Genomic DNA, 14,670 nt, shown 5'->3' with positions numbered 1-14,670 from the left:
GTTCATGAAAACTGCAAATTGGATTTGCCGACTTCTTATGTTGGTCACTGTTTCTGTGTCTGCTGGAAGCCCATCTTACATATTAAACGAATCAAATCAGCTTGTGCCAAAACTATGGCATCAAAACAATTTACCTTACAAATGGCATTTGAATGAGCGCGGTTATTCACCATTAGAGTTCAGCGTGGTTGAGCAAGAGCTACAACGCGCATTTTTAGCCTGGCAAACCCTTACAGATAGTAATGTTACGTTTGCATATCAAGGTATTACTCAGCAATCAGGGGGGGGAGTCGGTAGTCAACTCGCTGCCAGTATTGATGGAGTAAATGTAATATCGTTTGTAAACAATGAGATTAACTTTCCAGAGACGGTGTTAGCGGTATGTAATACCTCTGTATTTGAAGCAGAAATAACGATCACCGAAAGTAATTATGACTTAAATGGTGATGGAGAGGGTGATATCCCAGTTGGCTTATACCCGGCAGGAAGCATTTTTAATGCGGATATATTTTTTGACGGTGCAAAATCTTTTTCTCAGCAGTCGCTCCATAACACGGCATTACACGAAATTGGCCACTGCCTTGGTTTGCAACACAGTTCTATTGAGCACAGTGTGATGTATCCTTTTGCAGATCATGATTTAGCGCGAGGCGCAATTATAAAAAAGGATGATAGTTCTACTTTGGCAAGCTATATGGAGGCGCCTCAGGTTGAACAGCGTTACGGTACTATTAGAGGTAAAGTGTTAAATGGTGTAACCGGCACAACGGTACGCGGTACACATGTTTATGCAGTGAACAGTGAAACCCTAGAAAAAGAAGTGGGTACTTATAGTTTAGCTGGTGGCGAGTACCGTTTATTTCTTCCCGTTGGTAAGTATTTTTTAAAAATTGAACCGCTAGACGCTACACATCCAGGGTTAGAAGCTGAACGGCTGGTGTCTGTTGTTAATCCGCCGGACAACACGTTTTTTGACCGAGAATATTTTGATTTAGATGAGTCATCTTATGAAACCGAAGCAGAGGAACCTAAGTTATTTGATGTCACGGCAGGGGGGGATATAGCTGATATAGATTTTTATATTAATGAAAAAGTAACCAGTGAATTTAAGTTTGATCTTAAAAAAGGCCTTAATTATTTTGGGTATCCGCAAAATGTGCCTTTTGGTTTAACATCGCACGATTTATTGCAGCAGTTATCCGCGTTTATTGAAGTGAACCGAATTGAGAGGTTTAACCGCGATACGGGCGGTTTTGAATTTGCTTTTATGTTAGACGGTCAGCCACAAGGCATTAAGTTCGATATTCAAGAAGGTGAAGGTTATTTAATCAGCAGTGACACCGATGGTGAATTGATTTTTCCAGGGGCTACCTATTGCCATGAGTTCGAACTAAAAAAAGGTTTAAATCTTGTCGGGGTTACCTGCCCACCTGCAAATTTGGACTCTTACCAGTTTATTCAGGCTATTGGTTCTAGCGAGATCATTGAGAGCATACGTTACTATGACCCTGCAAAAAAACAGCATTTAGAAACCCGTTACCAAGGCGACCAAGTTATTGGTGATAAGTTTGCTGTACAGCATGGCTTTGCCGTGGAAATTCGCATGTTGGCGGACAATGGCATATTTAAGCTTTCAAAAGTTGATGTTTCGGCTCCAGTTATAAACTATATTTCTCCAGGTACAGCGTTACCGAGAGATTATGTTTTAATATCGGGGCAGGGGTTTATTGCTGACCCAGATCAAAATATTGTATTGATAGGCGGGCAACGTTTAGTAGTGCAGAGTGCTTCCCATGACTCCCTTTTAGTCCAAATACCAAGTGATATAAAGGCAGGTGAATATTTGCTCACGGTAAGTGCAAATGAACTAACAAGTAATAGTGTGCCACTTATTGTACAAGCGCGAGAGCAAGAAGAAAAAGAAGATGGTATACATCAATTACTATCTGGCATGGAAGTTAAAGGCAATATTAGTGCGCTTGGCGAACAGGATATTTATACATTCGTTGCACTCGCAGGCTCTAAGGTGAATATTAATGTGAGCCCTTTAAATAGCCAGCTAGGGCTAAGTCTTCAATTACTTAACCCCAATGGCGGTTTGCTTATTAAACGCAGTGCGTCTTCGAGTGAAGGCGAAATTAACCTGCAAAATTACCAAATTAAAGAAACAGGAATTTATACCATTGCCGTTTCGGCTGTGTCGGTAGGTGCTTATAAATTGTCTATATCTATAGATGCTCCTCAGGGAGCTGCTAGAACATCAGTATTAATGGGAGAGTCGCAAGTTGCGGTAAAGGGCACTGAGCTTAAGCAAGCAATATTATTACTTGTTACTGACAAGCGCGGACAGCCAGTGACCAATGCTGATGTGGTTCTTTCTCAAAGAATGGTTGAAAATATACCCAGTAGTAAAGACATTAATATTCTGGCGAATGCTCTATCAACTTCGAGCACCAAACCAATGAGTAGCCGTATTCAAAATTCCCCGCAGGTGGCCGCGGGTGATACTTACCTGAAAACACTTAAATCAGACAATTATGGGTTAATTGGGGTAAGTGTTGCTGTACCTGATTTAACTAGAGACTTTCAAATTGTGGTGAAGGTACCTAGCTTTCCCGATATTGATCCCATTAGATTAGATGTAAAAGTAATTGATGAGCCAATAGCACAAATAAAAATTGATAAAACAGAGCAAAACTGTGGCAGTAAATGCCCAGTGGGTGCTGAGTTACCAGAGCCATGGCGTGCTACTTTTTTAGATGATGAAGGGAGTGGAGTTAAAGGTGTGCCTGTTGAATGGTTAGTCATTTCTGGTGGTGGAAAGCTTGGTGAAAAAAGTGGAGAAACGTCACAAACACGTATAAAACTTGAATCCGATGCCAGCGGTAAAGTAGAGGTTTTTCATAAGTTGGGCGAAAAGCTTTACTTGAATAAAGACGTAAGTGACCTAGATGAAACTCTGGTGAAGTCACCGCAGGTCGTCATGATGTCTGTTCCAGGTCAGTCTGCTCCTGTTGTGTTTACTGTTGATGTGAAGGCTGGCCGAGTAGCCACTGTTACATCAAGTAGAGCAACCGATTTACAGGAAACATTATTGACTAAAAGCATAAATAGTTTAGGGCTACAAGCTAAAGATAGCTTTGGTAATCCTGTTGCAAATGCACAAGTATCAGTTTTATCACCAACCCCTGATTCTGGTATCGAAATTACCCCTGGGTATATTGACGGTGCCCAATTAACTGGTCATCAAACAAATGAACGTGGAATTTGGCTTGGGTCAATTAGTGTTGGCTTGGTAGTCCCAACTATCGATGAATTTGGTAATAAAGATACCGTTGGATTAGCAGAGGCTTACTCATTAAACCTGCAACTAGGTAGTCAAAATATTGGCTTTAAACTTGATGTAGATATGGGGCCTGTATTAGCTGTTGAGCGTGCAACGGGCAGTGCTTTGATAGGTCAGCCATTGGCAGAGCCTTTAGTTTTTAAGCCACATGGTTTTATGAGAACCCTTAAGGTTGATCCTTCTCAGGTCGTTGGGAGCGATAGTGTAAAATTAAATAATGTTTCTATAAGAAGAAGTTATTCAGGAAATGTTGAAGATTATGGGTGGAAGCATTATGAAAGTGCATTCATTTTTTACGATATCAATCGCAGTGATTTTTCAGAAATTAGACGGATCCGGTCTAAAGGAGATGAAATTCACTTTAGTGTATTAGGTGAACAAGATATGGGAGTCGAGATTGAAGCAGTTGATACTCGCTTAAGCTGTGAAGAGGTTATATATACTAGCGAAATACCCTATTGTAGCGGGGTGTTTCAATCACGTGCTTATAGGGAAAGAGAAGGTGCAGTAAATGTTAACAATGTTGGACACTTCAGCACAAGAAAGCCAATTGTTATAAAAGCGGTTATTCCTAATTTTTCGCATGGTGTATTAGTAGGGTCAACAAGAGTATCCCCGGAACCTGATAGTAAGCCTAGTGTTTTGTGGTGGAACGTCGCTAAAGAGTCTTATATTAAAGATTTAACAGGTGTTGCTTGGATTTATCCTCAGCCTATTAGTTTATCATTTGTTATAGATGATAGCTTTGTAGGGGCAAATGGTAGTACTAGTGTATACCCAGGTATTAAAGCTGTAAGTGGAATTGACTTAGACAAGTTAAATATCGCTATGCCAGATGGTTCAGTGATTAATGGACTGAATATTCAAGACAGCTTAAAACTAAATCAAGCGCCAAATTATGCAAGGCTTTGGCTTGATCATCATCAAATTTCACACCTAAACGATGACGTCATTGCCAGCTCACCTGAGTACTTTCAACTAATTTACGAGCCTAAGTCTTCCGCGCTAAGTGAGGGAGTTAATACTATCAAATTGGGCATTGCGGATTCGGCGGGGAATATCGCCACTGAAGTGAGTTGTTCGTTTACATATCCAACGTCAATTCAGTGTCAGGAGTAGGGAAACGATGAAAATTAAACTTTTAATAACCACACTTATATTTTGGTTGATGTGTTCGTTTGCTTTGGCAACCGAACTTTATAATACGAGTGTTAAAATATCAGATGTAAATACGCGCTCGTTTGTGGTGGCTTGGGCTGCCCCTTCAGACTCCACTGGTAGCGTTAAAGTTTACTTAGATCCAAAAGGTAGCGACTTAGTTGATACACGTGTCAGTTCATCTCAATTTACATATGCTGAAAACAGGAATATTAAGCAGCAAATGTTGGCACAGGGCTTATTTAGAACGCGTGTTTATGGCTTAACACCTGATACTCATTACTATATTCGTATAGAGCAGTTAGATAACAATGGACAAAGCCATAGCTTGCCCAAATCAGGTGCGCTTTTCCATGTTAAAACGATGAGCAGAGAAGACATTGTACTAAACGACACCTTAGCCGCTTATATTGAAAACCAAAGCGAGCAAAGCCCTGCTGGAAAATTAATGTATTTTAGTTTTCCAGGGGCCGTTTATCCGCTTTCTCATGTGGTGGGGGATTCGCTTCCTGAAAACATGGCAGCAGTAAGTTTATCAAATGTCGCAGATGGAGAAAAACATATTTTAATGTTGCGCTCTAACGTCGAGATTCAGGGTCATGCAGTAACTGGTTTAGTGAACGAGGGATTTGCGATGGCAGAAAATTCGCAATTAGGTCGCTTACAAATACTCCCTCATACTATTTCTTTAAACAGTGCTAATGACACCGATGCTGATGGTATTCCAGATTGGTACGAGCTTGAAAATGGCTTAAATGTTCATGGTGATGATGCGTCTTTGGATTTGGATAGTGATGGACTTACTAATTTAGAGGAATTTCAGTTGGGGACTCAGTCTAATTTGGCTGATACCGATGGTGATGGGGTTAATGATTATCAGGAAGTTAAGATTGCTGGTACCTCAGCCTTAAGAGTTGATACTGATAATGATGGCTTGACGGACTACCAAGAGTTATCAGTTTTTCAAACTGATGCTTTATTAAAAGATACTGATGGCGATGGATTCTTAGATGGGGATGAAGTTAAAGGTGGGTATGATCCGAAAGATAAGGATGTACATCCACCTCATGTAGATCTAGACAATGATGGTGTTGCAGATAAAAATGACAACTGTCCTGCACTTCCAAACACTAACCAAATAAACACAGATGGCGATGACTTTGGGGATGCATGTGATGACGATGATGATAATGATGGTGTAGATGATTATGAAGACAATGCTCCATTGGTTGCAAACTCAGATCAACAAGATAGTGACGCTGACTTAATTGGTGATGTCATTGATAATTGCCCGTTATTAGGTAATCCACTTCAAAAAGATAACGATGAGGATGGACAAGGGGATGTATGTGATGAGGATGATGATAACGATACCGTTTTAGATTACAAGCAAGTCGGGGAGTCATCAAATGATGCTTTGACTCTATATCGACTTGATTCGGTTGAAAACATCAACTTGTCGTTTGCCAAAAATTCGAATGCAAAAATCCATTTCGCTAAACAAACACTTGATGATAATCAGCAAATTTATTTAGGTGAATTTGATATGAGCTTGCACAGGTTTAATGCAAGTGAATTATCACCTGAAGACGAAGGAAAGTTGGGGCAGCTGATCTCTATTTTAGACGGTGAAAGCTGTGATTGTGTTATTGTTAACCAGCCTAATAGTCAATTAAAACTCACTACGGATAGTCAGTCTATTAATATTCGTTTACCGAGTCACATTCCACAAAAAGGGAAAACAATATTTATATCATCAGATGATGGTTCTGCGTTTGCAGCTTACAGTTCGTCAGATCACACTAACCTTTTGAATTTACTCGTTGCGGGTAGTGCCTTTGTTAAAAATGATAACTGTCAATTTATCAGTAATTTAGAGCAAGCTGACAGTGATGGTGATGGAATGGGAGATGCGTGTGATATATCACCACAAGATATTGATGGGGATGGCATCTTAAATGTTAATGATAATTGCCCAGCGGTTCATAATGAAAATCAAAGTAATATAGATGGCGATAATATAGGAGACCTTTGTGATGAAGATATGGACGGAGATGGTATTCCTAATGAGGTTGAGTTAAATGAGCTGTATACAGATCCTAAAAATGCATATTCGTGGTCAAATATTATAAGTGATGGTGAGGCTGACTTCGATAACGATGGATTTAGTAATTTGCAGGAAGTGTCTCAAGGAAGCAGTATTTTAATTCCAAACCTTAGACTGATGAAGGGTAAAAACTATATTTACTACCCAATTGAAGGGCTAAGTTTAAAGAAGGCTTCAGATTTAGTAGAGGTATTGGGCGGTGCGGAGTTTGTATCTCGGCTAGCCACAATTGACTTAGCGGGTAATATTTCAAAGGAGTATACTTTTGACGGACAAGCCTGGATGGGTGCTAATTTCGACCTTGATGAGTATAAAGCTGTAATTGTCGATGCGTTAAACCAATCTATACTCCCTGAATCAGTTGTTGTGGCTTGCAAGTCATTAGATTTGGCTATTGGCGTTAATTTTACCGCATTACCTTGTGTTACAAGTGGTGATACTGCATTTAAATTGTTAGAAGAATATGGTCAAGATAAAGTTAAATCGATAACAGGAATTAATGTTCACTCAGGACTGCGTCAAACAGCTGCTTTTGTAGATGGTGAGTTATCAGGAGAAAACTTTATTCTTAGCGTGATGCAAGGTTATCAACTGGAAGTTATATCACCACTTACAATAGAAAAACCAAGTTTGAATCAGTTTGGTGTATCTATAGATAACTTTGATGGAATTAAAGTAGTTACAACCTCAAGTATTGATTTGAGTGGCTTTATTGATACAACAAGTGGTGTATTACTAGTTAATGGGACTGCGGTAGATGTTACTGATGGGCGTTTTAGCTTAGAAAACTTTGCACTTGAAGAAGGTGAAAACTTAGTTGTTGTTAAAGGGCGAGACCAGAACGGTTCTCCAATATACTTAGAGTTTGTTATACAGCATGTATTACCGCCAACTTTTGAAGTGATTTCTCACCAAAATGGACAGTCGCTAAGCGCTAAATCTATTACGATAGCAGGGAGATACCAAGGCGCTACCCGTGTTGTTGCCAATGGCGTTGAGGGTATATTAAAGGACGGTATGTTTATCGTATACCCAATACCGTTAACTGAGGGAGATAACGTAGTTACGGTCACTGTTTATGGCGACTCTGGCGTTAAAGTCGAAAAAGTTATACATATTACATCTTATCCTATTACTGTGACCCTTCCAGCAGGGGCTTCTCAGCAAGTAAAGTTACCTCAGTCGGTAATATTTAGTAATGATAAATTACCGGTATCTCCTCAATATGTAACTTATTTGGGGAGAGATAAGGTACTCAAAGCAGAACGTTACCAAACTTATTACCCTGCTCTTGATAAAATTGGGTTTTATGCGTCTTTTGTTAGTGCTGAGCAAAACCTAACACCAAGTATTACAATGAATTTCAGGTCAATTAACACTAATCTGCAATATGGTACTCATCAATTTGCTATTCCAATTAAAGTAACCAATGCATATGGCTCGTTGCCCTATATTGATGACGTGTGGGTAAATATTATCCTACTTAAAGAAAATGGTGGGGGGGCTATGTTTGTTACCTCACATTTGGATGGTGAAGTTGAAACTGACGCCGATATTAGGTTTCAAGGCTATGTAATTGAAGCGCAAAGTCTTAAGTATCAAGGGCAAAGTATTAGTCTTGATAACGGTTTTTTTGATATCCCAGTTAACCTTTCTACAGGACGAAATTACTTAACTTTTGAGATCGGTAGAGCAGGGATCATTAATAATGAAGTATATCGATTAGACTACTATCCAGAAGGATATAGTCAAATACTTGTTACATCACATAGTCATAATCAACATGTATCAGGAAGTGAGATCGTACTTTCAGGTGTTGTTTCCAATGAGGGGGCGAGGCTGAAAGTAAATGGTATTGATGCGTTAGTAGATGGAAAGAGCTTTTCAATTAATGTTCCCATCTCTGCTGGAGCTAACTGGCTGAATATTGCTGCTGAAGTGGAAGGTAAGGTAAGCGAATATCAATTGAATGTAATTGGCAAAAAATACACTGCGCGTTTTACGAACTTAGTAGACCGTGAGCATTTATATACATATACACCTGAAGTTAATGTGACGACTAATGGAGCAATCAAAAGAGCGCGTGTCAATAACGGTGATTGGCAATCAATTACTGATGATCGTGACATAAACCTTGTAATAAGGTACTCCAACCCTCTAATTGAAGGCCGTAACTTTATCGTTGTTGATATTGAATTTATGGATAACACCAGCCAAAAATTAATAGGGATAGTTTACTTTGACAAACAGATTTTAAAGCTCAAAGCTATTATGCCAAGTAGCGTTAAAGTTTGGGTTACTATGGATGAGATAAAATATAGTGAGGTAGATAAGTTTACCTTTGATTTAGGCTGGTTGAGAAATCGTGGTCTTGGTTTATTTCAAGCACCGGTTCCCGATAACGTGTCCTCTAGTTATGGCGCTTACGGTCGAATGGGGGAGAGTAAAGTTATTAAAGATTTAGGTGTTGATGAGTTGTCACGCAGAACAGTGTTAGTTGAATTTCCTTATGAAATTTTTCAATCTAATATGGTTGTGGGTGATGCAGCTGACACATATGGATATATTCGGGTTTATGATAAATCTGGGGAACAAATTCATTATCAAAACGTACACTATAAAGCTGAATATGTGGAGATCGGGAAGGAGCCAAAGATCTATATATGGAACCACAGTGAAAATGAAAAAATCCACTCTAATAAAACGACTCTAATAGCCTCGGCAGCAAACTTTATACCTTCAAGTGCAAAAATTAATGGTGTGGATATAAGTGTGCAACGAAATATGTTAAATAATGGAATTAATGAGTACCTTATGTTGGCGGGGGGGCTTGAGGGCGCTAACAAACCTTATGAATTAAAAGTGTTTAATGCTAATGGTGATTCTTTAACCACACAGTTTAGCTTAGAGTATGATCATTTGGCCTACACCCTGCAGTCGGGGCAAGAGTTTAGAGAAAATATTCAATATGAATTAGTTACTTACAATACTCCTGAGAATGTGTGGAGTCGAGAGAAAAGAACCAGTGATTATCCTACTATAAATATGGACGCTTGGTATCATGTGGGGCCAGAACAACATAACCCAGATGGTATATATGTTGGCGAAATCACATTAGGTCTTAAAACAAATGAGGGGGGGGCTGCATCTGGCTCTCAAGTTATATCTCACAATGTTAATTTAAACAGCTATGGTTTGCCAATTTCTAACCAAATGTACATTTATCGGTATGTAGATGTTGTGTCTGGTCCCAATGTTGTACCTTCTATAGAAATTATTGAACCAATCTTTAATAGTGTAACTTTTTATTCTGAGATTGAAGTTAAAGTCGAAGTGAAAAATGATAACCTCTCACAAGTATATATAAATGATAGGTTAGCAACTAAACAGTTTCTTTCAGAGTATGGCTGGCCAGCTAGAGATGGTCTTCACCATGTACTTAAGGTGCCACTTCATATTGGCGAGAATGAAATTATTATTAAAGCGCATGCTACTTTGAATGATCAAATTTCAGAAAAAGTTTTAAAGGTTATACGTAACCCTTCACCGCGTCCGTCATTTGAGGTATTAACACCGAGCCAAAATTCAGTTCATAATTTGTATGTTGAAGGATTAAAAGATATTCATTTTGAAGGGAGGTTTGATCAAACTATTCCTGTACGAGAATTATTGATTGATGACCAACTAGTTGAAATATCCAGTAATGGTTATTTTAATTATACTGCAGCTTATCCGCAGGGGCAGCATCAATTGCTTATTCGCGCTATTAATGAAACGGGAACAACAGAAAAGTTAGTTAATTTTTCTGTTGAATATGGAAGCCCGAATATTACTATCAATTCTCCAGATCCTAGTAATAAATATACAAGGAATGAAGAAATACGTATAGAGGGCTTTGTTGATGATAAAAATGCCTATGTAACAGTTCATGGCTATGAGCTCAACGTTGACTCTGAACTTGGATCATTTTCTCTGATTCATGCTTTATTTGAAGGTATAAATGAAATCGAGATTGTTGCGAAAAACAGCTTTGGAGAGTCTAGAAAAATAATAACTGTTAATCGTATTGTTCCTAAAAATGCTCATATTGAAGTTGCAAGTGGTAGTAATGTATCTAGGGAGTGGAAATTAGAGACTACCAACCAAGTTGTGTCAAAACTGACTCGTTATATGAGAGATATAAGTTCTTCGGTACATGGAGTTAATGTAGACATTAATTATAAAAGGTTGGAAGGCCAACCTGCCGACACGGTTGTTTTTGAATACGTAGTCAATGTTGAAGATTTTGTGGACCCAGGTATATATACCGTTCCTGTAAAAATTGAGCTACTCGATGGCTCAGGTGCTGTACTCCACTCAGACATTTTAGATATAGTAATTTATGTAGGCGTTGAACGTTTAACCGTGAAGTTAGATAATTTTTTTGAAAATCAAAGGATTAATTCGCTTAAGTATACTGTTACAGGTAACGTAAGTGATCCATCAGCAATGGTTCAGGTAAATGGGGACCCAGCTACTGTAAGCGAGAACGGTAATTTCTCATATGAGCTAAATTTGGTTGAAGGGATTAACTTGATAACCATTGAAGCAATAAATGTAGATCAGCAGGTAACAACAGTTTTTCACGTAAATGTTTTACTAGGCGACTTAGAGTTTATACTTATCAGCCCAGAGCAAAATGCTTCTTTATCTGAGCCAAGTGTTTTATTTTCTGGAGAGGTGAATGACCTGTTGGCTAACATCACTGTGAATGGTCAACCAGTTGTTGTTAATGATGAAGGGAAGTTTGCTAAAACTTTGTTGTTCAGCGCAGGAACTCATCAAGTTATTATTAACGCTGATAATGGCTTTCATTCAGTTTCTAAGCAAGTTTCTTTTGAGGTCCTTCCCCAGCCTTTATCTTTGGAGATTACATCACCAGCAAATAACACCACTTTTGATCATAATAATATAACCGTAACTGGGGTAGTCTCCGATGTAAGTGCTGTTGTAACCATTAATGATCAGGAGGTAGTAGTTAATGTGTCAGGTGAATTTTCGAATACTATTGAGTTGGGTTCTGGGGAGCATAATCTTAATATTGTGGCCACTAATGATTCAGAACGAGTGAGTCAAACTATATCTGTAATTATCAATGAGGCTCTTGAAGATGAAGTAATTGAGGTGACACAAGGCAACGATAGTTCAGTACAAAGTACAATCATGAGTTTAAGTGATGAGCAAAAGTCAAAACTTACTACATACTCTTATAATCTATCACAGTTGCCAGAAGGCTTGAGCTTTAAGTTTGTACGAGTGTATTTTAATAGTGAGGGGGTTGTTTTTGATTATCAGTTTAGTGCTAGCTCTTCAATACCTGTATCACAGCACTCAACAGAGCTATCACTGACTTTAAATGATTCAGAAAATAGAATAATAGCAACAAAAATAGTACCGCTTGTTGTATCTATAGTTGATGATCAAAAGCAAGGGCTTGAATTAACTGTTACTTCTCCAACAAAAGACGAGAAGATTAGATCAAATAAAGTGTTTATTGAAGGGCATGTTAATCATCTATCAGCACTAGTTGAAGTTAATGGTGATAATGTAACTGTACAAAGTGATGGTTCGTTCTCTCATGAGCTCGTCCTCGATGAAGGCAATCATATTATTGAAGTTAGCGTTGAATATAATGGTGAAACAAAAACTAAGCTTGTCCCAATTGTAGTTGATACTAGCACGCCTACAGTAATCGTGAATCTTTTGACCGGACAAAGTACGACTTTCGAAGTTGTAGTGACTGAAGATAAACAGCTTATGTCTCAGGTCCGGAACATTTTTAGCCAATTCTCTCAAGTGCCTACTGGTACTCAAGTTAATACTGTAAGTGCAGCTTTCATTAGCGAGAATTCTATGAAACTAACTTATGAGATCTTAGCTGACTCTATGTTGGAGAATGAGGAAATAGGCCTCGAAATTTTGTTAAAAGATGGTTCAGATAATCTCGTTTTTATGTATCCAGTTAATTTAGCTATAAACCCATAAATGGAATTTATATGTCATCTTTAAATAGAAAAACATACGCTTTAAGTATATTAATAAGTGGGGTTCTGGTTTCGATAGGTTATTATTTGCTATTACCTATACATCTCAACCTAAGCTCAGATGCTGATTATAATAATTATTTAGTACAAGTCATAGACAAAAACACTAAGATATTAGAATCAAATACAATTGATAAGAACTTTACTTTGGATACTATAAAATTTTTAAAGTATACGTTGGATGGCTCTATGATTAGGGTTATTCACCCTTTGCTTAAAAAGCAGATGTACGCAATTGGAATATCAGATATTTTCAATAAAGAAATAGCAATAAACTTAACTTGCTGGTGTGCAGATGAAGCATATCCTAAACAACAAGATTTAACTCTTATTTATTCGCATTTTGAAGATATAAAAACACATTACATCGAAAAGGTTGATGTGCAAAACCGAAGAGTATCAGTAGAAGGAATGAGTAAGCAACTGTATTTGCTTATTGCAATAGCCAGTGATCGAGTGGGGAGTGCTAGAAGGTTACGTAAGGAGAAAGTGCGTTCAATGAAACAAGAAATGGGCGAAATATTAGGTGATCTATATGTTGATAAAACGAGCAGGCTGAAATAGAAGACTGTAATATAGTCATTATATTTGTTTTCGTTGTTAGTCGAGCCTTATGCAATTATGCTAAGGCTCGGCTGTGATTTAGAGGCTAGCTTACAGCTCTATCATTTATTACGGTTTTCTTTACTAAACGCGCGGATCTTACGTTTTTGCGAAAGAGTCACTTTATTAGTACGTCCTGCAAAGGGGTTATCACCTTCTCTAAATTCGATTTTGATAGGGGTGCCCATAATTTTTAGCGCTTTACGGTAGTAGTTCATCAGGTAGCGTTTATAGCTGTCTGGTAAATCGTGAACTTGGTTACCGTGAATAACGATACGTGGTGGGTTATAACCCCCCGCGTGCGCGTATTTAAGCTTAACACGACGGCCACGCACCAGTGGTGGCTGGTGATCGGCTTGTGCCATGTCCATAATACGGCGCAGCATAGCAGTGCTAATACGTTTAGTTGCTGATTCATAAGCTTCGTCAATTGACTCAAACAAATGGCCAACACCTGTACCATGCAGTGCAGAGATAAAGTGTAAGCGAGCAAAGTCGATAAAGCCTAAGCGACGGTCAAGCTCTGATTTAATACGGTCTTTCACGTAGTCATCAAGGCCATCCCATTTATTCACCGCGATAACCAGTGAACGGCCTGAATTCAGCGCAAAACCAAGTAAGCTTAAGTCTTGATCTGAAATCCCATCACGGGCATCAACAACCAACAGCACTACGTTACAATCTTCGATTGCTTGTAGGGTTTTGATCACTGAGAATTTTTCAACTACGTCACTGACTTTCTTACGTTTACGCACACCAGCGGTGTCGATCAGCACGTATTCTTTCTCGTTACGGGTCATTGGGATGTAAATCGAGTCCCGAGTTGTGCCTGGCATATCGTAAACAATAACGCGTTCTTCACCTAATATACGATTAGTCAGCGTTGACTTACCTACGTTAGGACGACCGATAATTGCGAGCTTTACTGGCTTATCCGCAAATGCTTCATGCGCAGTTGAGTCTTCATCATCTTCAGAATATAAATCGATTAACTCGTCGTCATCGCCTTTACCATCATCATTTTGTGCACTCAGCTCTGCTAGCAAAGGCTGTAAAGTGTGCTCAAGTAATAAGGTAATACCACGACCATGAGCGGCTGCAATATGGTGTACTTCGCCTAATGACAATTGATAGAACTCAGCACAGTTTGAATCGGCATCAATACCATCGGTTTTATTGGCAACAACAAAGCTTTTCTTTTCTTGTTTACGTAAATGATTGGCAATAGCTTGATCGGCTACAGTCATCCCTACGCGGGCATCAACTAAGAATAATACGATGTCAGCTTCTTCAATCGCCAGTAGCGATTGATCAGCCATTTCGATTTCGATGCCTTCTTCAGAACCATCAATACCTGTCTCTTATACACATCT

Annotated in this window: 3 protein-coding genes and 1 pseudogene; 3 read left to right on the top strand and 1 reads right to left on the bottom strand. The window is 38.7% G+C overall.

Annotation, left to right across the window (positions count from 1 at the left end; genetic code table 11):
* The first annotated feature begins 4 nt into the window (after nucleotides 1-4).
* From ENH88_RS05475 to ENH88_RS05465, 3 genes are read left to right on the top strand one after another with little or no spacing between them, the layout of a single operon-like run.
* Nucleotides 5-4,465, top strand: a complete 4,461-nt coding sequence (locus ENH88_RS05475) for a matrixin family metalloprotease (RefSeq protein WP_304180485.1) — start codon at nucleotides 5-7, stop codon at nucleotides 4,463-4,465.
* Nucleotides 4,466-4,472: 7 nt separating this feature from the next.
* The gene (locus ENH88_RS05470) at nucleotides 4,473-12,635 is read left to right on the top strand and encodes a thrombospondin type 3 repeat-containing protein (protein WP_304180483.1); all 8,163 of its coding nucleotides are present in this window, start codon (nucleotides 4,473-4,475) and stop codon (nucleotides 12,633-12,635) included.
* 11 nt (nucleotides 12,636-12,646) lie between these two features.
* Complete coding sequence (locus ENH88_RS05465; RefSeq protein ID WP_304180481.1) at nucleotides 12,647-13,258, top strand: hypothetical protein; 612 nt, start codon at nucleotides 12,647-12,649, stop codon at nucleotides 13,256-13,258.
* Nucleotides 13,259-13,359: 101 nt separating this feature from the next.
* On the opposite strand, the pseudogene der reads toward ENH88_RS05465, so the two are convergent.
* Nucleotides 13,360-14,652, bottom strand: a pseudogene (gene der / locus ENH88_RS05460) (ribosome biogenesis GTPase Der); the annotation flags it as partial.
* Nucleotides 14,653-14,670: the final 18 nt, after the last annotated feature.

This window comes from Pseudoalteromonas prydzensis, assembly GCF_011050055.1.
Lineage (GTDB): Bacteria > Pseudomonadota > Gammaproteobacteria > Enterobacterales > Alteromonadaceae > Pseudoalteromonas > Pseudoalteromonas prydzensis_A.
The sequence above is the reverse complement of the archived record's forward strand: the minus strand, read 5'-3'. Positions and strand labels throughout refer to the sequence as shown.